The sequence below is a fragment of the Mesorhizobium sp. WSM4906 genome (assembly GCF_029674625.1).
Taxonomy (GTDB): domain Bacteria; phylum Pseudomonadota; class Alphaproteobacteria; order Rhizobiales; family Rhizobiaceae; genus Mesorhizobium.
This window is the reverse complement of the sequence record NZ_CP121355.1, coordinates 6,409,304-6,432,821: the sequence shown is the minus strand read 5'-3', so window position 1 is coordinate 6,432,821 and position 23,518 is coordinate 6,409,304. Positions and strand designations below refer to the sequence as shown.

At 61.8% G+C, this 23,518-nt stretch carries 26 protein-coding genes; 9 read left to right on the top strand and 17 right to left on the bottom strand.

Features of this window, described 5'->3' with window-relative positions:
- Window positions 1-13: 13 nt before the first annotated feature.
- Window positions 14-901 carry a LysR family transcriptional regulator gene (locus QAZ22_RS31030; protein ID WP_278204713.1) on the bottom strand — a complete coding sequence of 296 codons (888 nt, stop codon included), beginning with the start codon at window positions 899-901 and terminating at the stop codon, window positions 14-16.
- A 108-nt stretch (window positions 902-1,009) separates the two neighbouring features.
- On the opposite strand from QAZ22_RS31030, the gene QAZ22_RS31025 reads away from it, so the two are divergent.
- The 3 genes from QAZ22_RS31025 to QAZ22_RS31015 all read left to right on the top strand — a co-directional run bounded on the left by QAZ22_RS31025 (window position 1,010) and on the right by QAZ22_RS31015 (window position 4,694).
- Window positions 1,010-1,672, top strand: a complete 663-nt coding sequence (locus QAZ22_RS31025) for a peroxiredoxin-like family protein (RefSeq protein WP_278204712.1) — start codon at window positions 1,010-1,012, stop codon at window positions 1,670-1,672.
- Window positions 1,673-1,691: 19 nt separating this feature from the next.
- The gene (locus QAZ22_RS31020; RefSeq protein ID WP_278204711.1) at window positions 1,692-2,924 is read left to right on the top strand and encodes an MFS transporter; all 1,233 of its coding nucleotides are present in this window, start codon (window positions 1,692-1,694) and stop codon (window positions 2,922-2,924) included.
- A gap of 339 nt (window positions 2,925-3,263) precedes the next feature.
- Window positions 3,264-4,694: an NAD-dependent succinate-semialdehyde dehydrogenase gene (locus QAZ22_RS31015; protein ID WP_278207997.1), complete on the top strand. Its 1,431-nt coding sequence runs from the start codon at window positions 3,264-3,266 to the stop codon at window positions 4,692-4,694.
- 181 nt (window positions 4,695-4,875) lie between these two features.
- Here QAZ22_RS31015 and QAZ22_RS31010 read toward each other — a convergent pair whose 3' ends face one another.
- Together QAZ22_RS31010 and QAZ22_RS31005 are read right to left on the bottom strand one after the other, a co-directional pair.
- Window positions 4,876-5,622, bottom strand: coding sequence for a GGDEF domain-containing protein (locus QAZ22_RS31010; RefSeq protein ID WP_278204710.1), 747 nt, complete (start codon window positions 5,620-5,622; stop codon window positions 4,876-4,878).
- A 239-nt stretch (window positions 5,623-5,861) separates the two neighbouring features.
- Window positions 5,862-6,563, bottom strand: coding sequence for a thermonuclease family protein (locus QAZ22_RS31005; protein ID WP_278204709.1), 702 nt, complete (start codon window positions 6,561-6,563; stop codon window positions 5,862-5,864).
- A gap of 205 nt (window positions 6,564-6,768) precedes the next feature.
- On the opposite strand from QAZ22_RS31005, the gene QAZ22_RS31000 reads away from it, so the two are divergent.
- Window positions 6,769-7,305, top strand: a complete 537-nt coding sequence (locus tag QAZ22_RS31000; protein ID WP_278204707.1) for a hypothetical protein — start codon at window positions 6,769-6,771, stop codon at window positions 7,303-7,305.
- Window positions 7,306-7,355: 50 nt separating this feature from the next.
- Here the strand turns inward: QAZ22_RS31000 and QAZ22_RS30995 are convergent, their stop codons facing one another.
- The 10 genes from QAZ22_RS30995 to QAZ22_RS30950 all read right to left on the bottom strand — a co-directional run bounded on the left by QAZ22_RS30995 (window position 7,356) and on the right by QAZ22_RS30950 (window position 15,605).
- Window positions 7,356-7,916 (bottom strand): hypothetical protein, encoded by a 561-nt coding sequence (locus QAZ22_RS30995; RefSeq protein WP_278204706.1) that lies wholly within the window; start codon window positions 7,914-7,916, stop codon window positions 7,356-7,358.
- Complete coding sequence (locus QAZ22_RS30990; protein WP_278207996.1) at window positions 7,913-8,476, bottom strand: L,D-transpeptidase; 564 nt, start codon at window positions 8,474-8,476, stop codon at window positions 7,913-7,915. Before QAZ22_RS30990 ends, QAZ22_RS30995 begins: the two co-directional genes overlap by 4 nt.
- Before the next feature lie 55 nt (window positions 8,477-8,531).
- Window positions 8,532-9,698, bottom strand: a complete 1,167-nt coding sequence (locus tag QAZ22_RS30985) for an AAA family ATPase (RefSeq protein WP_278204705.1) — start codon at window positions 9,696-9,698, stop codon at window positions 8,532-8,534.
- Window positions 9,695-10,330 carry a TadE/TadG family type IV pilus assembly protein gene (locus QAZ22_RS30980; protein ID WP_278207995.1) on the bottom strand — a complete coding sequence of 212 codons (636 nt, stop codon included), beginning with the start codon at window positions 10,328-10,330 and terminating at the stop codon, window positions 9,695-9,697. The genes QAZ22_RS30985 and QAZ22_RS30980 overlap by 4 nt, the downstream gene beginning before the upstream one ends.
- On the bottom strand, window positions 10,330-10,878 hold the full coding sequence (locus QAZ22_RS30975; protein WP_278204704.1) for a TadE/TadG family type IV pilus assembly protein: 549 nt from the start codon (window positions 10,876-10,878) through the stop codon (window positions 10,330-10,332). Before QAZ22_RS30975 ends, QAZ22_RS30980 begins: the two co-directional genes overlap by 1 nt.
- Window positions 10,875-12,398 (bottom strand): pilus assembly protein TadG-related protein, encoded by a 1,524-nt coding sequence (locus QAZ22_RS30970; protein WP_278204703.1) that lies wholly within the window; start codon window positions 12,396-12,398, stop codon window positions 10,875-10,877. Before QAZ22_RS30970 ends, QAZ22_RS30975 begins: the two co-directional genes overlap by 4 nt.
- A gap of 68 nt (window positions 12,399-12,466) precedes the next feature.
- Window positions 12,467-12,766 carry a hypothetical protein gene (locus QAZ22_RS30965; protein WP_278204702.1) on the bottom strand — a complete coding sequence of 100 codons (300 nt, stop codon included), beginning with the start codon at window positions 12,764-12,766 and terminating at the stop codon, window positions 12,467-12,469.
- Complete coding sequence (locus tag QAZ22_RS30960; protein ID WP_278204701.1) at window positions 12,753-14,198, bottom strand: type II and III secretion system protein family protein; 1,446 nt, start codon at window positions 14,196-14,198, stop codon at window positions 12,753-12,755. The genes QAZ22_RS30965 and QAZ22_RS30960 overlap by 14 nt, the downstream gene beginning before the upstream one ends.
- Before the next feature lie 54 nt (window positions 14,199-14,252).
- On the bottom strand, window positions 14,253-15,293 hold the full coding sequence (gene cpaB / locus QAZ22_RS30955) for a Flp pilus assembly protein CpaB (protein WP_347566930.1): 1,041 nt from the start codon (window positions 15,291-15,293) through the stop codon (window positions 14,253-14,255).
- A 96-nt stretch (window positions 15,294-15,389) separates the two neighbouring features.
- Window positions 15,390-15,605, bottom strand: a complete 216-nt coding sequence (locus tag QAZ22_RS30950) for a Flp family type IVb pilin (RefSeq protein WP_124998009.1) — start codon at window positions 15,603-15,605, stop codon at window positions 15,390-15,392.
- Window positions 15,606-16,103: 498 nt separating this feature from the next.
- Between QAZ22_RS30950 and QAZ22_RS30945 the strand changes: the two genes are divergently transcribed.
- Genes QAZ22_RS30945 through QAZ22_RS30925 form a run of 5 tightly spaced genes read left to right on the top strand, consistent with a single transcriptional unit; the run spans window position 16,104 to window position 20,572 of the window.
- A complete protein-coding gene (locus QAZ22_RS30945) occupies window positions 16,104-17,489 on the top strand; it encodes a CpaF family protein (protein WP_278204699.1) in 1,386 nt (461 codons plus the stop codon).
- Window positions 17,489-18,460: a type II secretion system F family protein gene (locus QAZ22_RS30940; RefSeq protein WP_278204697.1), complete on the top strand. Its 972-nt coding sequence runs from the start codon at window positions 17,489-17,491 to the stop codon at window positions 18,458-18,460. The genes QAZ22_RS30945 and QAZ22_RS30940 overlap by 1 nt, the downstream gene beginning before the upstream one ends.
- A gap of 17 nt (window positions 18,461-18,477) precedes the next feature.
- On the top strand, window positions 18,478-19,428 hold the full coding sequence (locus QAZ22_RS30935; protein ID WP_278204696.1) for a type II secretion system F family protein: 951 nt from the start codon (window positions 18,478-18,480) through the stop codon (window positions 19,426-19,428).
- A gap of 53 nt (window positions 19,429-19,481) precedes the next feature.
- Window positions 19,482-20,030 (top strand): tetratricopeptide repeat protein, encoded by a 549-nt coding sequence (locus QAZ22_RS30930; protein ID WP_278204695.1) that lies wholly within the window; start codon window positions 19,482-19,484, stop codon window positions 20,028-20,030.
- Window positions 20,027-20,572, top strand: coding sequence for a prepilin peptidase (locus QAZ22_RS30925; RefSeq protein ID WP_278204694.1), 546 nt, complete (start codon window positions 20,027-20,029; stop codon window positions 20,570-20,572). The genes QAZ22_RS30930 and QAZ22_RS30925 overlap by 4 nt, the downstream gene beginning before the upstream one ends.
- Window positions 20,573-20,622: 50 nt before the next feature.
- Here the strand turns inward: QAZ22_RS30925 and QAZ22_RS30920 are convergent, their stop codons facing one another.
- From QAZ22_RS30920 to QAZ22_RS30905, 4 genes are read right to left on the bottom strand one after another with little or no spacing between them, the layout of a single operon-like run.
- Window positions 20,623-21,609 carry a phosphatase PAP2 family protein gene (locus QAZ22_RS30920; RefSeq protein WP_278204693.1) on the bottom strand — a complete coding sequence of 329 codons (987 nt, stop codon included), beginning with the start codon at window positions 21,607-21,609 and terminating at the stop codon, window positions 20,623-20,625.
- The gene (locus QAZ22_RS30915) at window positions 21,594-21,785 is read right to left on the bottom strand and encodes a hypothetical protein (RefSeq protein WP_278204692.1); all 192 of its coding nucleotides are present in this window, start codon (window positions 21,783-21,785) and stop codon (window positions 21,594-21,596) included. Before QAZ22_RS30915 ends, QAZ22_RS30920 begins: the two co-directional genes overlap by 16 nt.
- 10 nt (window positions 21,786-21,795) lie before the next feature.
- Window positions 21,796-23,100 (bottom strand): ABC transporter substrate-binding protein, encoded by a 1,305-nt coding sequence (locus QAZ22_RS30910; protein WP_278204691.1) that lies wholly within the window; start codon window positions 23,098-23,100, stop codon window positions 21,796-21,798.
- Between the two features lie 26 nt (window positions 23,101-23,126).
- On the bottom strand, window positions 23,127-23,495 hold the full coding sequence (locus QAZ22_RS30905; RefSeq protein ID WP_278204690.1) for a hypothetical protein: 369 nt from the start codon (window positions 23,493-23,495) through the stop codon (window positions 23,127-23,129).
- Window positions 23,496-23,518 lie beyond the last annotated feature (23 nt).

Genomic DNA, 23,518 nt, shown 5'->3' with positions numbered 1-23,518 from the left:
CACCGACTTATTGTCAGGAAGCGAGTGACTTGCTCAACCAATCGGCGAATCCTCTGGCCCGCTTGCTCGGCTGGCGCCCGGCTGGGAAAAGGGCGTGGATGGGTATGATCGGCAGTGCAAAATCCGGCAGCAGGCGACACAGGCGGCCGTCCTGCAGTTCTGCGTTGAACATCCATCCCGAACCGAATGCCACCCCAAGTCCTGCCACAACGCATGCCGTGACGCCGGCCGAACTCGAGACTCTGATACGGGGGCTTTCGGGCAGGACAAAGCTGACCCGCGGGTCGATCAGTTCCTGAAACGTCGCACCGGAACTGTCGGAAGGCCCGAAGATCACCTGGTGCTGCGCCAGATCGGCAGGGCTGCTGGGCTCGCCGTGCCGAGCAATGTAGTCCGGCGCGGCAACGAGCAGCCGTGGCGTCTGCCCGACCTTGCGCGCCAACATGCTGGAATTGTCGAGCAGGCCAAGCCGGATCGCGACATCGGCGCCCTCTTCGGCAAGGTTGCGCCGGCGATCGTCCATCATCAACTCGACAGAGAGATTGGGATGCTCGGCGAGAAGGCTGGGCAGACGAGGAATGAGCGCGCGCACTGCGAATGTAACCGACAGCTCGACGCGCAGAACCCCGCGCAGTTCCTCATTGCCTGCGGCGGTGTCGGCCGCCGCCCCGAGATCTGCCAGCAGCGGTCGGATCTGGTCGAGATAGACTTGCCCCGCTTCAGTCAGCCCGACCTTGCGACTGGTGCGGATGAGAAGACGGGCGCCGATGCGCGCCTCCAGATCGTTCAATATCCGCGACACGGACGGCTGCGAAAGACCGATCTCGCGGGCGACCTGGGAAAGGTTTCCCCGCTCGGCCACCCGCACGAAAACCTCAAGTTCCTGAAGCCTGTCGGCCATTCGTTTTCCGGATGATTGCTATGCTCTCTGGCAAGCTACCCCTCCTTTTGGAAATAGGCGAGGACATTCCGCCGCAAACAATGCGGTCAAGATTTGGAGTGTTGTCTCATGTCTCTTCAGGAAAAGCTCGACGCCTTCAAAGCCGACTTTGAAGGCAAGGCCCCAAGGCAAGCGGTCGAGATCATGCACCGCGCGACCGCCGAACTCATAGCATCGGGTCAGGCCGCCCAGGCCTTGAAGGCAGGCGCCGTTGCCCCGGCGTTCACGTTGTCGGAGGCTGACGGCGGGTCTGTCGCATCCGAAGATCTGCTTGCTCGCGGCCCGTTGGTGCTCAGTTTCTATCGCGGCGTCTGGTGCCCCTATTGCAACATCGAGCTTGGCGCCTTGCAGGAAGCTTGGCCCGCAATCCAGGCTACAGGCGCCCAACTGGTTTCCGTCTCGCCGCAGTCGCTGGCGAACGGCCGCAAGGCCAAGCGCGACAAGAAGATAGATTTTCCGATGCTGAGCGACCCCGACGGCAAGGTCTCCGATGCTTTCGGCCTGCGGTTTCGCCTGCCGGATGACTTGATCGAGCTGTATCGCAGCTTCGGCGTCGATCTGCCGCTGATCAACGAGGACTCCTCATGGACCTTGCCGATGCCGGCTCGCTTCGTGGTCAGACAGGACGGCGTCATCGCCTACGCAGAAGTCAGTCCGGACTACACACGCAGACCCGACCCGCCCGACCTTTTGCCGGTGCTCGAGCAACTGCAGGGCTCCATCGCGGCCTGAACCGATGGGTATGGACCGCATGGCAGTCGCCAACGTCACCGCAGCCAGCGCCGTCCGGCGCTGGTCGATGCTGGTCGTGATCTCGATCGGTGCCTTCCTGCCGATGACCACATGGTTTTCTGCAACGGCGATCGCGCCGCAACTGACGCAACTGTGGGGCCTCTCTCCGGCGGGGGGCGCCTGGGTCACCGGCGCAGTGCAGATCGGCTTTGCCATCGGCGCGTTGGGCTCCAGCATGATTGGCCTTTCGGATATGGTTTCGCCTCGCAAGCTAATCGGCGTCAGTGCTTTGACTGCGGCCGCGGCCAACCTCGGTCTATTGTTCGCACCCTCCGTCAGCTTGCTGCTGGTGGCCCGTTTTGTCACCGGCTTGGCGCTGGCGGGCGTGTATCCACCAGCGGTGAAGCTGGTGTCGACCTGGTTCAGTCGTGGTCGGGGAACGGCGCTTGGCGTCCTCCTCGCGGCGCTGACGCTTGGTTCTGCCTTTCCTCATCTAGTATCAGCAGGAGCCGCCGAATTGGCTTGGCAAGACGTCATCGTGGCGACCTCCCTCGCGGCACTGGCTGGTGCTTTGTTGATCCTCCGGCTCGGCGAGGAAGGGCCTTATCCTTTCGCGAGATCGGCATTCGACCCTCGCCACATCAAGACGCTGGCGCGCAACCGCGCTCTCATGCTCGCCAATCTTGGCTATCTCGGTCACATGTGGGAGCTCTACGCCATGTGGGGCTGGATACTGGCCTACATCAGGGCAGGGAGTCCCGACATCGTAGCCGGCAGTTCTCGAGGTGCCTCCCTGCTCGCCTTCTTCGTGGTCGTGTCGGGCGGTATCGGCTCGATCCTAGGCGGGATAGCCGCGGATCGTATCGGCCGAACCGCGACCGCGGCGGCGATGATGGCGGTTTCCGGTCTCTGCGCGCTGACGATAGGCTTGGCCTTTGACGGTCCGTCTTGGCTGTTCGTCGCTGTCGCCGTTCTCTGGGGAGTAACCGTGATCGGCGACTCCGCGCAATTTTCGGCGATGGCGACCGAATTGAGCGATCCGCGTTATGTCGGCACCGCGCTCTCCCTGCAGTTGAGCAGCGGCATCGCTCTCACCTTCGTTTCCATCCATCTGACCTCATTCGTGGCGGAGACGGTCGGCTGGCGCTGGAGCTTCCTCATCCTGACGCCCGGCCCGCTGCTTGGCGTCGTCGCCATGCTGGCGCTGCGGCGCCTGCCCGCGGCACGACAAATAGCGCATGGACTGATGTAGTAGGTGCACCGCGATGCGGGACTTCGGCTTCCGGTTTCTGGCCCGGTTCCTGGACGCCGAATAGTTGCCGCCGCTCATCTGGTCGGCTAAGCGCACAATCGTCGAGCGGTTCTGGTAGCAAGTGGCTGCTACAAGCCGCTTGAGGTCCGCGAATTCGCGTCGATGGCTTCGAAGGCCGCCAGCTTGATCAGGTGGGTCTACCGCCACCTTTCCCAGGCCCTATGAGAGGCACGGATGTGCGGCATACAGGTTGGCGATTGATACCCATCAACTTGCTTGAGGAGGAAACCGGTATTGCCCCTGTGCCCGCCGATCATCCGCCATCTGAAATCCCCCGATCTGTTCGGCGCGATCGATCGTGTGCCGGTAATTGGCGCGCCGCTGAGCGGGCGCACGTTCGAGGTCCTCAATCCCTCGACCGGCGAAGTGTTGGCGGAACTTCCCGACATGGGCGTCGAGGAGACGCGCGCGGCGATCGACAGGGCCTATGTCGCCCAGGCCGAGTGGGCAGGGCTCACCGCCCGCGAGCGCAGCGAAATGCTGTGGCGATGGCATCAGCTGATCGTCGACCACACCGACGATCTCGCCGCGATCCTCACCGCGGAGATGGGCAAGCCGCTTGCCGAAGCCAGATCGGAAGTCTCGCATGCGGCGGCGTATCTGCAGTGGTATGCCGAGGAAGCCAATCGTATCTATGGCGAGACGATCTCGGCGCCGTCGACGGACCGGCGCATGCTGGTGATCAAGCAGCCGATCGGCGTCGTCGGCACGATCACGCCGTGGAACTTTCCAGCATCGATGGTGGCGCGCAAGATCTCGCCGGCGCTGGCCGCGGGCTGCGCCATCGTGCTGAAGCCTGCCGAACAGACACCGCTGGTCGCGGGCGCCATGTTCGCGCTCGCCGCCGAGGCCGGTTTTCCCGACGGTGTCGTGAACCTTGTCTACGCCTCCGAGGGCGCTGCGGTGGGGCGTGAGCTCTGCCACAATCCCAAAGTGCGCAAGATCAGCTTCACCGGATCGACCGAGGTCGGGCGGCTGCTGATGCGCCAGTGTGCGGACCAGATCAAGAAGGTCAGCCTCGAGCTGGGCGGCAATGCGCCTTTCATTGTCTTCGACGACGCCGACGTCGATGCCGCCGTGGACGGCGCGATCCAGGCGAAGTTCCGCAATGCCGGTCAGACTTGCGTTTCGGCGAACCGCCTTTACGTGCAGTCGGGCGTTCATGACGAGTTCGTCGATAAATTCGTGGAACGGGTTCGCCAGCTTCACGTTGGCGACGGTTTCGATCCCGGTGTCGCCATCGGCCCGCTGATCGACAGGCGTGCCTTGGCCAAGATCGAATCCCATATCGCCGACGCCGTGGCAAAAGGCGGTGCGATCCGGTGCGGCGGAGGCCGGATTGGCAGCGACGGCACATTTTTCCAGCCGACGGTCCTCACCGATATCTCCAGCGCGATGACGGTGGCGCAAGAGGAGACCTTTGGACCGTTGGCCCCGGTCATCCGCTTCGAGGATGCGGATCAGGTCGTGCGTGAGGCCAACGACACGATCTACGGCCTCGCCGCCTATTTTTATGCTTCCAACCTGAAGCGCGTCTGGCGCGTGGCCGAGGCATTGGAATATGGCATGGTGGGAATCAACACTGGACGTATGTCCTCTGAGGCCGCGCCTTTCGGCGGCATGAAGCAGTCCGGCATCGGGCGGGAAGGGTCCCGCCACGGCCTCGAGGATTACCTCGAGATGAAATATCTCTGCATGGGCGGCATCTGAGGCTTAATGCATGTCGCGCAAAAGTGCGCAGCGGTTTTGCGAAAACGGACATGCATAAAAACAAAGACTTAAAGCGCGTCGCCTGAACCCGCTTCAGCGCGATGCGCTTTAAACGACCGGGGTGCCTTTGAAGAACGATGTGCCCCGGAATGATCGCCCCAGGCAGGTCTCCGCTCGCAGGTCAGTTGCTGACATGCGACAACGCCAGGTCAGCCTCGTCCTGAGCCTGCAACAGAAGTTCCTCCGCGGATCGGAACATGTCCTCGAACGCCAGTTCATGCTCGAAGACAACGCCGCCGGCACGGATGGTAAGCACATCCTTGTCGCCTTTCGGCGCAAAATAGATCTGGCCGACCGCCTGTCGAATGCGTTCGCCGACCTCCTTGGCGTCCTGCTTCGTCGCGCCGGGAAGGAAAACCCCGAACATCGAATTTCCGAGCCGGCCGATCAGGTCGTCCTTGCGCACCGAGGATCGGACAGCCGAGGCTATGAGACGCAATGCTTCGTCGCCCCATCCTAGGCCGAAGCGCAGGTTGATCGACGCAAGATGTTCCGGGTGGATGACAAGGAAGGCGCCGGAGCGCGGGCCGGCCGGCCGCGCCGCCCTTCTGTCGACCATCGACGTGAACACCGTCCCGTTGAGGCAGCCGGTCAGTCGGTCGTAGGTGCCGGACCTCGTCAGTTCCTGCCGGTAGCGGCGCACCTCGATCTCTCTCCAGCCGAGCAAGGCAAATAGCGGCAGGCCGATCATGATGGGCAGCAGCGTCGCGGTGATGACGCTGCGGCCGAATGGCGTCAACGCGTCTATGAACAGGAGCAGATAGTTGAGGCCAAGCGACAGGCCCACGCTGCCGGCGGTGCCCAGCAGGGATAGCCAAACGACATGCTTCCATGCTTTTGCCGGCGCGGTCTGTGTTTCTATGCTCACTGGCCAATCTCCCGTTGGACGCATTGGCTTAAAGGCCGTGTGTTACGATTTCCGTTTCAGCAAGGCCTACAATTTGAAGGAAATCAGAGTCTTTCTCCCTTGATGCGCCGGCGGTTGCACCCGTTCTCGCTTGATGATCCGATTCGGCCACCGAAGCAGGTCAGCGCTTGGTAGGATCGCTGAACTCATTTAACCATTCCGTTTTTACGCAATTCCGAACCGAGGGCAGCTCGAGTGCTTCATTGCGGCGGGCCGAAGATGCCCATCTTGGCGCCCCGGGCCACGGATTCGGCCTTGCCGTAGATGCCCGAAGGCGAAGCCATGGCCCAGCCATTGGCAACGAGCCAGGCGCCGACATCCTGTCTGCCGAGCATGCAAGGCGCGGCGATGGCGAAACGGTCGGCGTCGGGCGGCAGCAGGCATTTCAGCGCCCGGCCGCGCATCCAGGCGTTGAAAGCGGCGCGTGCGCGCTGGCCGCAGGGCCAGACGGCATCGCCGAACGCGCAAGTCCTGTCGGGGTCGATATCGACGGTTCCGCTGATCATGACCCGGCGCCCCATGGCTTCGAAGATCGACGACGAGCTGGCGACCGGACGATAGAGCAGCGTCCCAGGCCAGTCCTGCGGCATCGGCGTCTTCAGCGGCGACGCGAGGCCGAGCTCGCCGAGCGGGGGTCGCGGCTCGATGCGCTCGATGCCGGACGCGTCGACCGGCGGCGGCGCGATCAGGTTTTCGGCTATCCTTCGCGCCGGCTGGCCTGGCCGCGCGTCGTGAATGGGGGTGTGAAGAGCGGGTCTGCCCTCGCCGGCATCCTGGGCCGGCGGCGAGGGGAGGTCGGGCGGCAACCAGTGCCTGGACCCGGCAATCAGCAGCGCGCCGGCGACCAGCCCGAGGCTGCCCAGCGTCGCGGCAAGCCGGCCGGTCGATCTTACCTCGCCCACGAGCGCGCCTCGCGGACCGGTTCCAACTGTCGATGATGCTGCACGAACGCAATCCGCTCTGCCTTGTCAAACGGCACCGCACCTTCGCCGCGTCATACGACTGTACATTAGCCGCCGGCGACATTGCTTGAAAAGCAAGGCGTTGCGTTAAGTCTCGCGCAACCAATGCGACCTACATTCAAGCATCGGATGTCGAGGGGATGACATGACGCGCAAGCCGACACTGCTCTTTGCCTTCCCGGCCCTCATGCTCTTCCTGCTGGCGGCGGAACGAACGGCGACATTCCTTCTCGGAACCTATTCGGCCAGCCCCGCCATGTGGCGCGTCTGGCTCGAGCTGCGCCCCTTCTCGACGATGTTCTGGCAGCAGGTGGACTTGTATCTCGGCGGCTCGATGGCCCTCGACGCCGCCATAATCTTCGTCGCCTCGGCTGCGTGCTGGATGGCCTGCCAGGCCAAAAGATCCGCCGGCTTCTTCCTCGCCAATCATGCCGCCCTGATGTTCGCCGGGCTGATGATCGCGGCCGGCAGCCACTCGGAAACGGCGAGCACGATTGCCAGCTTCACCGCGCCGCGCGGCCTGCAATTTTCGCTGATGCTCGACTTCAGCTTGAAGAACTGCCTGGTGCTGTGCCTAGGGCTGGCGGCCTGCGCCTATTGCCATGTCGCTTTCCTGCGCGAAGCGAGGCTGCGCGCGGAAGCCCGCGCGATCCGCATCCTGGCGCTGCAGCGCGATCTTTAAGCCGTCGGTTTACTGATCGACGTTCCTTCCGCCATTCGTCCGGTGCGAGGTCAGTTGATCTTCTTGTAGTAGACCTTGCCGTCGGCCTGCTGGATGCGCTGGTAGGACGGATTGGGTCCAGGCGGCGACACCTTGCGCTTGAACATCGGTGAGTACGCGGCCTCCGGCTCGGCGGGATTTTCGACGGCTGACGCGTCGGCCACCGTCGTGCCGGCGAAGGCGGGTTCCGGCGCCGCCGGTGGCATCTCGGCGTCTGTGGCGGCGGGCTGGCCCTGCTCCAGATGGGCGATATTGCCGTTGATCCGGCCGAAGCTCGCCTGCAATTGCCGGTCCAGCGTCTCGAACCGGCTCTGGAAGCCGTTGTTGACCGTATCGATGCGGGCGCCGATCCGCTGCTCGAACTGGCCGAGCTGGTCGAGCCGCGCCTCGATCGCCCTGAGGTCGTTGACGCCGCGATAGAGATAGATGGCGGCCGTCACGTTGACGAAGGTGACGAGCGCCGCACCTGCCATGACGGCGCCGATGGTCACCGCCCGGTTCGGCCTGCCCGGGGCTTTCTCCCGTTCGCCGAGTTCGATAGCCGGAATCTCCGGTTCGCTGATCATCGTCATTCAACCACCACCTTTGCGCCCACAGCGACGCGTTTGAAGAGATCGATCACATCCGTGTTCGTCAGCCGGAAGCAACCGGAAGTGCCGTCGAAACCGACGCCCTTCGGATCGTTCGTGCCATGGATGCGATAGAGCGTGTCGCGGCCGTCGCGCGCGAGATACAGCGCCCTGGCGCCGAGCGGATTGTAGGGGCCGGCAGGCACCATCGCCGGCAGTTCCGGCTGGCGCGCGCGCATCTCCTTGGGCGGGCGCCATTGCGGCCATTCGGTCTTCGCCGCTATCTTGACCGTGCCGGTCCAGCCGAAGCCGTCGCGGCCGACGCTGATCTGATAGCGCAGCGCCTGGCCTGGACCCGTCACCAGATAAAGAGCCTTCTCGCTTTTGCGGATGATGATCGTTCCGGGTTGTTCGCCGGTCTGGAAGGCGACCGTCTTGCGCAGGCTGGGGCCCATCGCAGGAAGCGGCGGCAGCCCCGATCCGGCTGCGGCGGGATCGCAGGCCGATGCGAGCGCAATGCCGATCAGGCAGGCGCCCGCAAGGCGTGTCGCCATCCGCCGCATGTGCTTTGCCGCGATTGCGGACGCAAAACCGCTGCGTATCTTTCCTGGAATTGCGCTAGCGCTGCTGGGCATTGTCCAGCCGCTCCTTGAACATGCGCTTCAGGTCCTTGTTGAAGCGGGCCCGCCCATCCACCTCGGAGGGCAGGATGGCGCGGTTCAGCGCATCGGCGAGCAGCGCATTGTCCAGCGCCAGCGACTTGATGTGCGGCGCCTTGAAGATCTTCTCCAGCTCGCTGCGCGAGAAGTGGTTGCCGAACCATTTGCGCTTGTGCTTGTTGGCGACCAGCGTGATCGAGACGCCATTGCCGCGCAATTCGCGGATCTTTTTGTAGAGCCGCTTGCCCTGCCGGAGGGAGGCGACGTTGAGCTCGAAGACGATGAAGATCTCGTCGCTCGTCCTAAGCACCGACTCGTGCCACGGCGTCTCGATGTTGGGCAGGTCGATGACGATGTCGTCGAAGCGGTAGGCGACGAGGTCGAGCAGGCGGAAGACGAAATCGGCGCCGTGCGGCTCGAACGGCAGCTGCGGCCGCTCGAAGGAATAGAGCGTGAGGCCTGAGGGCCGCGACAGCTTGATCACGTCCATCAGCTCGACGTCGAGCCGGTCCGGCTGGCCGATGATGCCGGAAAGGTCGAACTGGTTGAACTGGTTGAGATAGGCGCCGCAATTGGCGCTCTGGAAGTCTAGGTCGACGAGGCAGGTCGAGGCCGCCCGCTCGGCCGACTTCGAGGCGAGATGCTCCGCCGCCGAAATCGCCAGCGTGGTGGCGCCGGCGCCGCCGCTGGCGGCGATGAAGGTGACGATGCGGCTCTTCGTGCCCTGGCTGCCGGTGTCGTGGAAGGTGACGGCGTTGAGCAGCTCCTTGGGGTCGAGCGGCTTGTGCAGCCAGTCCGACGCGTTCATGCGCACCAAGACCCGCGTCTGTTCGGACGAAAGCTCGCCCGAGACCGCGATCAGCGGCACAGAAGCCCATTTGGAGCGCGCCTCGACGATCGCGCTGTCGCCGAGCAGCTCGCCGCTGCCGAGATCGAGGATGATGATGCCCGGCCGCGCATCGACCGGCGGCCCTTTCAGGAATTCGACCGCTTCCGAAACCTTGACGTCGTAGATCGCCAAGGCATCGAGCCGCGTCGTCACGTCGTGCCTGAAGTTCGGATCGGACGAAAACAGCGCGACCTGTTTTCGCTTCGTGGGCAGGACTCTGGTGTCGATGGCGTTCATGGTGATGTACTCTTTAAATCTTCACCCGTTACTGTACTGAGCATGGAGGGCATGGTCATACTGCCGAACCCGAATGCACCCAGGAAGAAGAACTGGTAGGTCATGTTCTGCAGACTGACGGTGATGGTCGGGACCGGGCCGCCCAGCCGTGTCTGGTAGCCGAGGCCTGTGGCTACGTAGGTCACGACCACGTTGTTGCGCTTTAATCCCGGGAAGAAGTGGCACATGCCGGGCCGTTGGTTGGCCGTAAGCGCAGGGCAGGCGTCATTGGCGGTGTTTGCCGTATCGCCGCGGAAGATGCGGCTGAAAGCGGTGGCATTGAAATTGCCGCTGTTAGAGCAGGAGCCCGTCCCGCCACTGTAGGTGCACGCAAACGGGCCGTAGGCGCCGGCGATTACTGGTGCCCCGGGGGTCGTGGTTGGGGCCGCGTTCGTGAGCGCGGTCGCGACAGGATCAGAAACGGAGGCGAGCCTGGCGCCAACCTGCACAGCCTTGGTGGCGGCGTTCCACTGAAAGAAAGCATAGCCGAAATCGACAAAGCCGAGAGTGAGCATAAACAGCAGCGACATGGCGATGGCCATTTCGACCATCGTTGTCCCGTCTTCCGACTTTATGAACCGTGTCAGCATCATCAAAATCGGATCAACCGCTCCTGATGGCTGGCAGACAGCGTCATGCTGGTGATGTTGAGCAGCGACAGCAATCCAACGCTGTCGCGGCTGCTGTAAGGATAAGTGGTAGACGCCGTTACGATGCAGACTTGGGATGTCGTCGAGAGGTAGAGAACCGTGCCGGTGCCAGGATCAATCGCGTTTCTGCAAGTGGCCGGGTCGGCAATGTTGATCGTCACATCCGATATCCGCCAATCGCGGACACGTGCCGGTGGGGTTCCCGCCACATTGCCGAAGATGGTAATGTTCCTGGCGACATTGGCGCAGTCGATCGTGAGGCCGGCATCTGTATAGATCTGGCTGTTGCAACGTGCGGCGAACCGCGCGCCGTCCTCGAGGCCGGCTTCCATCAGAAGCTTGTCATGGATGAGGTTGCCGAACTCGAAGACGCCTGCTGACAGCAGGAGCATCAGCGGAGCGACAATCGCCAACTCGACCAGAACGGTTCCGCGCTCGTCACGGCGAAAATGACTGAGGGTGCGTGACAGTGGATTTCTCATGGCCGTCATCGATAGAGCTGCGGTTCGTCGCGCAGGAAATTGTCGAGCGTTCCGGCGCCGCCGCGCCCAGTGATGTCCACGAGCTCGACAAAGACCGATCCGCCCGCATTGGCTCCCGGAACAGGCTCGGTCAGGAAGAAGCTGGCGAACGCCTCAACAGGGAGGTTCGTGCTGTTGCCGTTCAGGTTGTTGCCTGCGGCCTGCAGCGCATTGCAGTCGAGAATGGCCCCATAGAGCAGCCTGCGGTCGACCGAAGTGACCGGCGGCAGGCAGGCGCTGGGCGGCGTTCCAACCTCTCCGCCCGTCGAAGCGTGGCTGATGAGATTGTTGGCGTTCTCGTATTTATAGACCTGATAGCGGGTCGGCTTTGTCGTATCCCATGACGATGGATAGCTCGTGGAACCGAAATTCGTGCTCCAGTAGCCGGACAGGTTCCAGTTTCCATCGCCCATTCGCCCGCCCATATAGGGAGTGGTCGCATCTCTCGGCAGCCCCATATTACCCGCCGCGTTGAATGTTATCTGATTGTAGTTCGGGCACTGGTTTCCGTTGCCGTTCGTCGACGCACCCTTGCGAACGTTCGCGGCCGGGCCGTATTCGTCGGTATTGAACGCATTGCCGCTGGGATTGATGCCAAAACGCACGTTGAACGCGTCCTGGACCGGGCCGGTATTCTGGCCGGTCTTGGTGCTCACGCCCTGCGCCGAATAGCAGCCCAGAGGCCTTGATGTGGCAATTGTCTGTGCCAGTGCCTGAGCGCCGTTGCCGACGTCATCCGGCGGCGCCAGGAAACCGAAATTGCCTGGCCCATAGGCGGCGTTGTTTCCCACCATACGAAGCTCGATCAACCGGCGATGGACAGCCGGATCCGAAACCGCCTGCTCAAGGGTGGCGCCGCCCGCCGAATTGGTGCCGTTCACCATTTCATAGGGGTTGCAAATGAAGACAGGCGTGTAGTTGCAGACACCGGACGTGAAGCCGGCAACAGATACGCCGCCGATTGTGAACCTGTTGTTGCTACTAGAGCCGCCCGAGACGAACGACACGGGGAAGAGCGCCGTAAAGCTTTCGGGTTGCGCTTTGACCTGAATGAAGCGTGTTGTGACTGCCGACGCAGCGTAGTTGGCCGACGTAATCGGACTGGAGTCGTTGGCCGGGATAGTTGCAAGGAAGCACCACGATATCGGCCCCTTCGATCGGCAAGCGGGATACGTGGTGTCCACTGTGACGCTTCCGTTTCCTGTGGTCAGCGATACTGTCCCGCCATCCGAGAACCTCGTGCCGTTGGCAACGAGATTCGTCAGAGCGTTCTCCGCTCGCGTCCACGCATCCGACCTGCCGTTCAGCTCGGCTGCGGCCGCCAAGGCCAGCGCGTCGGTGCCTTTCTGAAGATCGTTATGGAGATTGTTGACTCGGCTCGCGTCGATGGCCAGCAAGGAAAAACCGATGATCGCCGGCAACATGATGCTGACGAGGATAAGCGCTATGCCCCTTTGATCGTGCCAGAACGCGCGAATAACTCGCAACATGGCCCTGCCCTCTACCCTTGATGCCTGGCCCCTCGCATGCCCGACACAGCCGTATCCTTTCGTTCAGTTCATTGCGCGCTCGTACCCGTCGGGCCGACATTGACCGTCATGTTTGTCGCCGGCGCCGACGTAGGCGAAGGCGGAATCTTGTATTTCTGTACGACGCCGACGGACCGAGCGCCGTCGCCCTCGATCTTGGTGTTGTTGGATGCCGGGTTGTACGGGTCGACCGTCTGCAGCAGCTCGTTGGCTTTCTGCGAGTCGCCCGACGCCAACGTCATCGTGTCGTAATTGTTCAAATAGTCCGCCGCGCAGCCCGCGAGCAGGCCGGAGCTGAGAAGGATGAGCAGGAGCTTATTTCTTGACATAGACCAGCTTGTCCTTCGATTTGACATCCAGCATGTGGCCGTAGGGGCCGGTGACGCCGTCGCCCAGCTCATATTTCCGGATCATGTCCTTGCTAACTTCGAGCTGGCCGAGCAGGAACAGTTCCGGATCGTTGGCGGGCCTCGTCTTGTCGAAAGGCGTCGCCAGTTGCTGGCCGGGCTTCACCGGGCGCACCAGATGCGGCGTGACGATGACGACCAGCTCAGTTTCTTCCTTCTGCGTGCTCGAATTGTGGAACAGCGCACCGATGATCGGCACCTGGCCGAGCCATGGCACCTGCTCCTGCAGCCTGGTGTTCTTGCTGGAGAGCAGACCGCCCACCGCGAAGCTCTGGCCGTCCCGCAGGTCGACCACGGTTGCCAGCTTGCGGTTGGTGAAGATCGGATCGCCGGCGGGCGTGAAGCCGGTCAGGTCGCTGACCTCCGGCGCCAGCTTCATATGGATCTTGCCGTCGTCGAGCACCACCGGCGTGAAATTCAGGTTGACGCCGAACTGCTTGAATTGAATTTCGACTTCGCCCTGGCTGTTGACGCTGCGGATCGGCACCTCGCCACCGGCGTTGAAGCTGGCCGTCTCGCCGGAAACCGTGGTGAGGTTCGGTTCGGCCAGGAGCCGCACCAAGCCCTTCGACTCGAGCGCCTCGATGTACATGTCGACTTTGACGTTGCTGTCGATGACGCGCGTAAGCAGTGCTCCGAACGGACTGGCATTGGACAGGAGCCCACTGAGCAAAGTACCTGATCCGAGCACTACACCGTCTTTATCCACCGCGGCAATGCCAGTTCCGACTTTTGTGCTGCCGTCCCTATTCGTGCTCTTGAACGATACGCCGAGATCGCGGCCGGCATTGCGCTTGGCCTCCAGGATGCGGACCGAAAGATTGACCTGCTCGCTGTCGTCGATCGTGACGGCGTTGATGATGGCGTCGGGGCCATATTGCTGTGTCACCTCCACAATAGATGCCAGCGTCGCGGCGTCCTTGACGTGGCCGCTCAGCCGGACCTTGCCGTTGATCGAGCCGATCTCGATGCGGGCCTTCGGCGCCACCTGGCGGATCGCGGCCGCCATGTCGCTGACGTCCTGGCCGACCTCGATCTGGATGGCGCCCAGCGAGCGCTTGTCCTCGGAAAACAGGTTGACAGTGGTGGTGCCGACGCTCTTGCCGATGATGTAGAGCGTCTTGTCGGTCATCGGCTGGGCATCGGCGATCTTTTCGTCGCCGACGACGATGTCGCCCAGCGTCGCGTTGACGGTGATCGTCGCGGATTGGGAAACGGGCACGAACACGCGGTGCAGCGACGGGCTCGAAACGTCGATGAAGCGGTCGGCCGCCCAAGCCGAATGGTCAGATAACGCTGATACGCTCAACAAGGACAGCGCGGCCGCCGCTATCCGAACCCAAAACGCTTGCATTCCCCGTCTCCCCACTGCCGCCGATTGGCAGCCCTCGTTCTGCCGGCTGGCATTCTAGCGTTGGCGCGGCACGTCATAGGTTTCGAGCTTGACGCCGCGGAAGACACCGATTGTAGCGCGGGCGGGCGGTTCTGGTTCCACATATTTGACCACCTCCTTGACAACTTCCTGCACCTGTGGTGCGGGCGCCACAGTAGGCGTCGGCTTCACCTTGCTCAATTCGTCGATCTGGCTTCCAACCCGCTCCACGGCTTGGGCCAAACCGTCTATCTTGTCGTTGGCGCGCTTGCGTTCTTCGGCGGCCGCAGCGTCGGCCGCTTTCTGTCTGTCGAGTTCCGCCTGCCTCTTGGCGACATCTTCAGGGGTATCGCCGGTCAGGTCTGAAATCGTAACCCGTTCCGTGGCTTCGCCCTTGTTGGCCGCGGCCTGGCGGAGCGCCAGCGACAACTGGCCCGCGCCGGCGGCAAGCGTCAATTTCTGAGCGTCCTTGGTGCTGACTTCGACCGTCACCGCTTTCACGACTTGCGGATTGTCCTTGCTTTCATCGGCAACCTGGTCGATCGCGAGCACCTTGACGCTCTGCAAGAGCACGTCGACGAAACTTCTGTCTGTGCCTCCCTCGCCGCGCGCAGTGCGAGTCAGGAGAATATCGACCCGATCTCCTGGAAACACAAAGCCTGCAACCCCCAGAACGTCATTGACCCTGATGGAAACAGCTTTCATGCCTTCACCAAGCACGGCGGAAAGCGTGGCGCGCTGTCCGGGGCCTGTAATCTTGGTTGTCAGAACCGGCTCGTTGGCGCCGATCGCTTGCAATGCCTGCCTCGTGCCATTGCCAGCCAAGGCCTCTTTTGTCGTCTTGAACGCGCCGGCTGGAACCGCACCCGCCGGCCACGCTATCTCGCGCAGCTTGTCCTCACTCAAAGTGTCGCCGAATTTCAGCGGCACTGCGGCCACCACGATGGTGTCGCGAGCAGCACCACCTGCTTGGGCCATCGCGCTGCGTTGATTGGCGAGCCAGATATTGGCGAGCACGACGGCAAGCACTCCGAACACGCCGGCGAGAATGATCATTATGACTGTATTCGCGCGCATCAGCCCAACCCCAAAAAGGCCTACAGATCAGCCCATCCACCCGACAACTGATTTCAGGCCCGGCCCCCAAGACCGGGCCTGAAAGAATGCAAACGATCAGCTGCCGGTGCCGGAGCCGCACGAGCCAGGAACGTTGGCGCTGTTCAAGGCGGTGCAAAGGCCGGTGAAACGACCCGTCACCCACAGGCCGATGCCGATGATGAACAGAATCGCCGATACGGCGATCAAGCCGATCAGAATAGAATATTCGACCATAGCAGCGCCGTTTTCATCGTCGCGGAACTGCCGGGCCATCGTCATGAGCTTTTTCATGCCAATTTCTCCCTTTGGAGGTTTGAACCCGACGAGACGAGCCTAAGGATGAACCCCATACCCAAGCATCCCCCGTCACGTTCAATCCTTGTCCCGCAAAAAAGCCGAGTCAAACGGATTAACAGTCCCTTAACCTTCCAATACTCGATTTCGCGCTGTTTCATTTTTGACAACAGCTTGATTCGCTTCGGTTTTCAAGTGATCTTAACCATTCATTCACAATTCGGCCACGCCCGTGCCCCGGAGGCTACAACATTAGGGGTATGACATATCCGTTTATATTAAATGACTTAGCGGGTTAACAGAGTCAGTCGCCGCCAAAGGTCCTAGGACTTTGGTCTGCGGTGTGTAGTGGGAGCAAAATAAAACGATTTCCCAGATCGGCACTTCTTAACTATGTCTCAAGTAATAAGTCCAGTGTGTCCTCCGCGCCGCTTGTGCCCCTCGTGGTTAACGCTTAGTTTCGACGTCGGGGAAATCGCAAAAAGGGGCAGCGGCATGTTGGGTCGCTTCATCAAAGGGCCGGGTGAGCAGCGCGCACCGCAATCAGTGCCAGCGGCCGTTACAGCCAATGGCGCAGCGGTCGTGCAGCCGGTTCAGGCCGAGCCGGCCTCCGAAGATTTCCTGTCGCTCAAGGTCGACCTGCATCGGCATCTCATAGACAGGTTCAATCTGACCGCCCTTGAAAATGCGTCGAAGGATGAAATACTGAATGAGATCCGGCCGATCGTGCGCGAATTCGTGCGCGTCAGAAATGTGCCGCTGAATGCGCGCGAGCTCGATCAACTGACCAGCGACACGGCGGACGAGATGTTGGGGCTAGGCCCTATCGAGCCGCTGCTCAAGGACGACTCCATCGCCGACATATTGATCAACACTCACAAGCGCGTATTCATCGAACGGCGCGGCGTCATCGAGGAAACCGCGATCCGTTTTCGTGACGAGGCGCACCTGCTGCGCATCATCAACAAGATCGTCTCGGCCATAGGCCGGCGTGTCGATGAATCCTCGCCGATGGCGGATGCTCGTCTCGAAGACGGCTCGCGCGTCAACATCGCGGTGCGGCCGATCTCGGTCGATGGTCCGCTGGTATCGATCCGAAAATTCTCCAAGCATCCCTATTCGCTGGAGCGCCTGATCGCATTCAACTCGATCCGCCCGCCGATGGTCGAGCTGCTGCGGATCGCGGTGCAGACGCGCAAGTCGATCCTGGTTTCGGGCGGCACCGGCAGCGGCAAGACGACTTTGCTCAACGCGCTATCGAGCTACATTCCGGCCGCCGAGCGCCTGATCACCATCGAGGACGCCGCGGAACTGCAGTTGCAGCAGCCGCATGTCGGTCGGCTGGAAACGCGCCCCCCCAATGTCGAGGGCAAGGGCGAGGTTCGCCAGCGCGAATTGGTCAAGAACGCGCTGCGCATGCGGCCGGACCGCATCATCGTCGGCGAGGTGCGCGGCGAGGAAGCCTTCGACATGCTTCAGGCCATGAACACTGGTCACGAAGGTTCGATGACCACCATCCATGCCAACACGCCGCGCGATGCCATATCGCGTATGGAGCAGATGGTCGGCATGGCAGGCATGCCGATGACCCATGAGTCCATCCGGGCCCAAATCGCCTCGGCCCTCGACATCATCGTGCAGACGCAGCGTCTTTCGGATGGCGGCCGGCGTGTCATCTCGATCTCGGAGATTACCGGGATGGAAGGCAATGTCGTCCAGCTCCAGGAAATCTATCATTTCGTTCGCCGCGACGTCGCCGCCGACGGCACCATAGTTGGCGAGTTCCGAGCCACAGGGGTCCGTCCTCGCTTTGCGCAGGAGGCGGCCACTCAAGGGCATCATTTTGCCAAGGATGCCTTCAATCCGCAGGTTCCGCTGTAATGCTGACCGGACAGACTCTGCTCTATTTCATCTACGTGCTGGCAGGCGCCTCGGTCATTCTTGCGGTCGAGTCGTTCTACGTCTCTTATTCGGCGCGGCGTGTAAAACTTAACGTCATCAATCGCCGGCTCAAGCGGCTCGGAGAAGAAGGGCCTGCGGAACAGACGCTGCAAGGTCTTTTGCGCGAGCGAGGCCTGACCACCACGGGCGACTACCTTTTCGGTGCGGTGGGTCTGAACAGGCTCTATACCCAATCGGGCACCACCGGGAACCCGATCGCCTTTGCAACGATCTTTCTGCTCGCGGGATTGGTTGTAGGGCTTCTTTTGACGCTGCTGTTTAGCCTGCCGATGTTTCTCGGGATCATGGCCTTTTTCGTCATTGGTTTCGTGTTGCCCCTGCTGGTACTGCGGCGAGCCCGCAGCAGACGAATCCTCAAATTCGCCCAGCAGCTTCCCGACGCCCTGGACATGATCGTGCGTTCGCTCAGGGCTGGCCACCCGGCATCGGTGGCAATCGGCCTGGTCGCCCGTGAGATGCCCGACCCTCTGGGAACAGAATTCGGCATCGTATCCGACGAGATTACTTTTGGCCTCAGCCTGGAGCAGGCGGTGCGAAAGCTGTCGGAACGGGTCGGCTTCGAGGGATTGCATTTGCTGTCGGTGTCGCTTTCCATCCAATCGAAAACCGGCGGCAATCTCACCGAAATCCTGGCCAATCTGTCGCGGGTTCTGCGCGAAAGACAAAAGCTGAAGATGAAGATTAGAGCGCTGTCGGCTGAAGGTCGAGTATCGGCCTGGATCATATCGTTGTTTCCGGTGGTGATGTTCCTCTTACTTCTTATCACAGCGCCCGGATACTATGGCTCTGTGTGGAACAACCCGCTGATATTCCCAGCGTTCACGATTTTCGGCGCCTGGGCACTGCTGGGTGACTACATCATGTATCGAATGGTTACCTTCGATATCTAAGAGAGGCGAGCGCAGAGTTGTTTGCGAGTGGACTGGATCTGGGTTTGTTGGTTTCCGTCGCGGTCTTTGTGGCCGCTGTCGCCCTTTTCCTTTTCGGGGCGCTGATCATTCTGCCGGCATTGCAGACACGAAGACTGGTGACGCAAAGCCTTATTGCCGAAGGAATTGCCGACCGCCGGTCTTTGCTGGGACAGGAGAAACTTGCCAAGATTGCTGCCCAACGCCCCATCGATGCTTATTTCCGGTCGGTCGAGAAGGAGCGTGGGGAACCGAATGCGCTGGAAGCCAAGCTGTTTCGAGCCGGCTTTTACCAGTCAAGCGCGCCGATAATCTACACCTTGTGTCGCCTAGGCGTCGTATGCATGGGGTTCCTGGGCTCTTACACGATTTTGTCGTGGATATTGCCGCCGCAATGGCCGGCTTTCATTGCCTACGCCGCTTCCGCTCTCTTCGGTCTCGCCTGCCTTGTGATTCCGAGCGTCATGCTCGATCGCTTCGAGAATTCGCAAAAGCAGGTTTATAGACGCGGCTTTCCTGATTTCATGGATATGATGATCACTTGCGCCGATGCCGGCATGAGCCTGGAAGCGGCGGTCGAGCGGGTCAGCAACGAACTGGCCGGAACGCATAAATGGCTGGGCATTCAGCTTGCGATCATGACTCTGCAGATGCGCGCCGGCAAGCCGCTGCGGGAGGCGCTGCGTGAACTTTCAGACCGCTTGGGACTGGACGAGGCACGGGCCTTGGCGGTGCTGTTCCGGCAGTCGGAAGAACTTGGCACCAGCCTGACCGAAGCATTGAGGGTCTATAGCGATGAGATGCGAAGCCAGCGGATTCTTCGCGCCGAGGAAAAGGCCAACGCCTTGCCGGTCAAAATGATGATCCCGTTGGGGCTTTGCGTGTTTCCGGTTGTGCTGATGGTCATCATGCTGCCGGTGGTCATTCGCATGAAGGGCATTTTCTTCTAAGTCGTCGTATGATTATCTTCTAAAATTGAGTCAGGGACTTCGTGGGACACAAAATGACACGGCCAAAGCGCCTCGCAGTCGCGGCCAGCCTGCTGCTGATCTTCCTGGCGGGCTGCCAGACGAATGACTCCACTGGCGTCGTGCGCACCAATGAACCCGCCAAAGGCGACTACACCGCTTTTGGCGATGCTTTCGACGGTCTGAAGACGGTCAGCAATGTCGACTACTATGCTTCGGACCAGGCGGTCACCGAGGCCAAGACCCAGTTCCGTTCCGAGAACTACGGCAATGCCGGCGCCCTGTTCTACAAGGCGACGCGGCTGGCGCCCAATGACGGCGTCGCCTGGCTGGGCCTTGCCGCCTCATGCGACCGCATCCGGCGCTTCGACCTTTCCGATATGGCCTATAGCCGAGCCTTCAAGCTGCTCGGCGCGACGCCGGAATATTACAACAATCTCGGCTACTCCTATCTGCTGCGCGGCAAGCTGCAGGAAGCGCGAGATAATTTCCTCAAGGCCTACGAGCTCGCGCCCAACGATCCGACCGTGGCCAACAATCTGAAGCTGCTGTCGTCCAGCGTGCGGAACATAGAACGGTCATGAGCCTTCTGCTTGCCGCATCGCTGCTGCTCAGAGCGTTGGCTATCCCGCTTCTCGGCAGGATTGCCTGGACCGATTTCACGACGCAGAAGATTGCCAACCGTGACGTGCTGCTGCTGATATGCCTCGGCCTCGGTTCGCTCCAGCTCGTGTCCGTGCAGACCGGATCATGGTGGGATATGGGTCTGAGCGCGATCGGCTGCGTTCTGCTGTTCGTGGCGCTGTTTCCATTTTGGGCCCTGCGGAAGCTCGGTGCGGGCGACGTGAAGCTGATGGCGGCCATGCCGCTTTTGATCGGCGGAAACGGCCTGGTCGTTTTCACGATTTTCCTGCTGGCTTTCGCCCTGGCGACCGCGGCATTGATCAAGAACCCGTTTCTCCTGCCGGCGGGTGCGTTCCGTCTCTACGTTCAGCATATGGACCGGAAGGGTGTCGTGCCATTCGGCGTGCCGATCTCGGCTGCCGCGATCTGCGCGATCCTGTTCCAGATCTATGGTGGTGTGATGCTGGCCACCAGCAGTGGAATCTTGCAACAGCTAGGCTAGGGCCTCATAGGCTCCTGTCTTCGCTTGTTGGGATCAGCGGCGCAAGTTGGCTACGACGAACGTGGATTCGATACTCGACAGCATCGCCATATGATCATGATCGCGATGATCGAGAAATACCCATCAATCGCATAGTGCCAGCCGAAATATACCGAGCCGAAGAGGATCACGCCCGCGTAAACCCACGCTGCGGCGCCGACCCATCGGTTCAAGCTCGAAAGGAAAAGTGCGTTCAGCACGACAATAGCGACGTGAAAGCTCGGCATTGCCGAGATCCCCGTTCCGATCGAGGCCTTGTGGGCCGTATAGGATGAATAAAGGTAATCTGTGATCAGAAGTGTGTCTGGTCCTGCATCGCTGGCTTTGAGCGATTGAACAAGGTCTTCGAACATATCCGGATCGAACAGGCGGTCGTAGAAGATCGGCCCTGCCGACGAGGCGGCCAACCTCACGATCACGCCGAGAACGACTGCGGTACTGACAAGCGACAGGAAATAGCGCAGCCGCTTTGACGTGTCGTCGAGCCAGGCCGCGACGACAACGACAGTGGCAAGCACGACGAACCAGAGCTGGCTGTAAAGTATGTATAGCGTCCGGTCGGCAACGCTCGGAATTGGCACGGCACGCGCCCATTTCCAAGGGTCGCCAAAATGCAGATCGGCGTCGATCCTCGCCAGAAATTGATCGGCAAAGAACGGCACCATCTGCGAGAATTCGTGCTTGTACGCAGTGAACGCAGCCAGGCAGAGTATGAAGATCCCGAGCGTGGATGTCGCTCCGGCGCCCCGCGACACGAGTTTGTGCCGTAGCCAGCTGACCGGGGCCTGTGGTCGGCTGATGATCGCTGCAACGATCAGTCCGATCAGTATCAGGAAGGGCAGCAAGAGATAAAGCAGCAGCAGCCTGGACGTGCCAAGCGCGGCGAAATAGGTGCCGGGGAACAGATAAGCCGCAAGCCCGGCATAGCACAGGCAAAAGACTGCCAGCTTTGCGGAGGCTGGCAGCCGGGCTCGTTTGGCGGCTATGTCAGGCGCCATTTCCATTGTCGCACCGGCTTTTTCTTGATGACGGGCAGGGGCGGCGGCTCGCCGGATACGGCAGGTCTTGGTGCCTCGAACATCAGCCGCTCGATGAGCGCGACGGCACCGGCTCCCACCGCCCCGACGACGGCCAGAATGAGAAGCTTCTTAAGAAAATCCAACGGCCCGCCCACCCAATGAGATTCAAAACCCCGAGGTCTGCTTCTCCACCAGCTTCAGCTTGCCCTTTTCGATCCTGAAGAACGGCATCGATCTCTGGCTCGAGCCGTCGGCGCGGAAGCGGAACAGGCCGGTCGAGCCGCGGAAGCCGCTCGCGTTCTCCAACACCTGCTTGGAGAAACCGTTCGGGCCGGCCGAGCTCGCAATGCCGGCCGACAGCGCCACCATGTCGTAGGCGTAGGCGACGTTGACGTCGGGCTGGTAATTGTAGGTCGCCTTGAAGCGGTCGGCGATCGGCCCGGTCTCGCTCTGGTCGAGCGTCGCGATATAGGCGCCCTCGTAGAGCGGATCGATCGGCCGCTCCAGCCAGCGGTCGGTGCCGATCAGCGTCACTGCCTTGCCGGGAATGCCTTTCGCCTTCAACGCCGCAAGCACGGGCATCGGGCTGCCGTCGCCGCTGGCCACGATCACGGCGTCGGGCGCCTCGACCAGCGAGCCCATGTCGGACACCACCTTGGCGCCGTCCGACGCCGAATAGGGCAGCGTGACGGCAAGCGCCGCGCCATAGATGCTGAGCGCGTTGCCGACACGGGCCTCGATCGCGCCGGCATTCGAACCCGCCGGCACCAGGAGCACGAATTTCTTGGCGCCTTTGCCGGCCACCGCTGCCGCGCCCGCGGCCGCGCTGTCGGCCTCGCTCAGCCGCACCGAATAGACGCCGGGGCCGCCGGCGAAATTGTCGGCCAGCGCCAGCACCGGCGGCCGCTGCGTGCCGGAGAGCTTGGCAAGGTGCTGCGCCGCCGCGAGCTCGTCCGGCCCGATGATGGCCTTCGCGCCGCCCGAGGTGATCGCCTTCACCGCCAGATCCTTGGCATAGCCGCTGTCGCCGCGCGTATCCTCGATCGTCAGCGTCAAAAGCTTGTCGCCGAGATCGGTCATCGCGAGCTTGGCGGCGTCATACATCTTCCGGCCGTCCTCGCCGGCGCTTCCCGAGGCCGACAGCGGCAGAAGCATGGTGATTTTGGTCGGGCCGCTGCCGAGCGTCAGGTTGCCCTTCGGCGCGGCGGCGGAACTGGCGGTCAGCTGCGCGGGGGCCGTTGTGGTGATGCTGCCGGCCTGGCTTGCCGGCGCGGCGATCGCGGCAGGGTCGAGCACGTCCGACGCGCCGCTCTTCGACTGGCAGCCGGCCGCGGCAACGACAAAGGCGAGCGCCAACGCCCACGGGCACCGGCGACGGAAACCGGTTTGCGGCGCCGCGTCGGCATGCGCGACGCCGAACGCCGGGCGCGCGAAAACACTCGCCTCCGCCCAGGCTCCCATGTCCATCATCGCAGCCGGTCGGCGCGCCCGTCAGCTCAGTGCATGTATTCGACCATGCGGTCGTGGAAGCACTCGCATTTGTTGAGGTAGTCCTCGTCCTTGTAGTTCGTCTTGAGGTAGCCGTAGGCCTTGCCGCAGGCAACCTTGGCTTCCGACGCCCAGACGAAGGCCGGACGCGACGAGTTGATCCATTCCGGACTGTTGGCGACGGCTATCGAGTCGTCCATCAGCTTCACCACCCTGTCCTTGAGCTCGACCATGTTGTCGGTCAGCACCAGGTCGGAGGTGCCGACGGTGCGGCAATAGTTCACCGCCGGCTCGCCGATGATGTCGGCGGCAAAGCCCGTCGACCCGGCCAAAAGCAGCGCCGTGACTGATGCCAAAAGTCTTGCGGAATGTCTCATGTAAGCCCCTCTTCGAATTGCGA

What these genes read in the sequence shown, in the direction of transcription:
- QAZ22_RS31030 (WP_278204713.1), bottom strand. Translation starts at nt 901, where the DNA reads ATGGCCGACAGGCTTCAGGAACTTGAGGTTTTCGTGCGGGTGGCCGAG.
- QAZ22_RS31025 (WP_278204712.1), top strand. Translation starts at nt 1,010, where the DNA reads ATGTCTCTTCAGGAAAAGCTCGACGCCTTCAAAGCCGACTTTGAAGGC.
- QAZ22_RS31020 (WP_278204711.1), top strand. Translation starts at nt 1,692, where the DNA reads ATGGCAGTCGCCAACGTCACCGCAGCCAGCGCCGTCCGGCGCTGGTCG.
- QAZ22_RS31000 (WP_278204707.1), top strand. Translation starts at nt 6,769, where the DNA reads ATGACGCGCAAGCCGACACTGCTCTTTGCCTTCCCGGCCCTCATGCTC.
- QAZ22_RS30995 (WP_278204706.1), bottom strand. Translation starts at nt 7,916, where the DNA reads ATGACGATGATCAGCGAACCGGAGATTCCGGCTATCGAACTCGGCGAA.
- QAZ22_RS30990 (WP_278207996.1), bottom strand. Translation starts at nt 8,476, where the DNA reads ATGCGGCGGATGGCGACACGCCTTGCGGGCGCCTGCCTGATCGGCATT.
- QAZ22_RS30985 (WP_278204705.1), bottom strand. Translation starts at nt 9,698, where the DNA reads ATGAACGCCATCGACACCAGAGTCCTGCCCACGAAGCGAAAACAGGTC.
- QAZ22_RS30980 (WP_278207995.1), bottom strand. Translation starts at nt 10,330, where the DNA reads ATGATGCTGACACGGTTCATAAAGTCGGAAGACGGGACAACGATGGTC.
- QAZ22_RS30975 (WP_278204704.1), bottom strand. Translation starts at nt 10,878, where the DNA reads ATGACGGCCATGAGAAATCCACTGTCACGCACCCTCAGTCATTTTCGC.
- QAZ22_RS30970 (WP_278204703.1), bottom strand. Translation starts at nt 12,398, where the DNA reads ATGTTGCGAGTTATTCGCGCGTTCTGGCACGATCAAAGGGGCATAGCG.
- QAZ22_RS30965 (WP_278204702.1), bottom strand. Translation starts at nt 12,766, where the DNA reads ATGTCAAGAAATAAGCTCCTGCTCATCCTTCTCAGCTCCGGCCTGCTC.
- QAZ22_RS30960 (WP_278204701.1), bottom strand. Translation starts at nt 14,198, where the DNA reads ATGCAAGCGTTTTGGGTTCGGATAGCGGCGGCCGCGCTGTCCTTGTTG.
- cpaB (WP_347566930.1), bottom strand. Translation starts at nt 15,293, where the DNA reads ATGCGCGCGAATACAGTCATAATGATCATTCTCGCCGGCGTGTTCGGA.
- QAZ22_RS30950 (WP_124998009.1), bottom strand. Translation starts at nt 15,605, where the DNA reads ATGAAAAAGCTCATGACGATGGCCCGGCAGTTCCGCGACGATGAAAAC.
- QAZ22_RS30945 (WP_278204699.1), top strand. Translation starts at nt 16,104, where the DNA reads ATGTTGGGTCGCTTCATCAAAGGGCCGGGTGAGCAGCGCGCACCGCAA.
- QAZ22_RS30940 (WP_278204697.1), top strand. Translation starts at nt 17,489, where the DNA reads ATGCTGACCGGACAGACTCTGCTCTATTTCATCTACGTGCTGGCAGGC.
- QAZ22_RS30930 (WP_278204695.1), top strand. Translation starts at nt 19,482, where the DNA reads ATGACACGGCCAAAGCGCCTCGCAGTCGCGGCCAGCCTGCTGCTGATC.
- QAZ22_RS30925 (WP_278204694.1), top strand. Translation starts at nt 20,027, where the DNA reads ATGAGCCTTCTGCTTGCCGCATCGCTGCTGCTCAGAGCGTTGGCTATC.
- QAZ22_RS30920 (WP_278204693.1), bottom strand. Translation starts at nt 21,609, where the DNA reads ATGGCGCCTGACATAGCCGCCAAACGAGCCCGGCTGCCAGCCTCCGCA.
- QAZ22_RS30910 (WP_278204691.1), bottom strand. Translation starts at nt 23,100, where the DNA reads ATGATGGACATGGGAGCCTGGGCGGAGGCGAGTGTTTTCGCGCGCCCG.
- QAZ22_RS30905 (WP_278204690.1), bottom strand. Translation starts at nt 23,495, where the DNA reads ATGAGACATTCCGCAAGACTTTTGGCATCAGTCACGGCGCTGCTTTTG.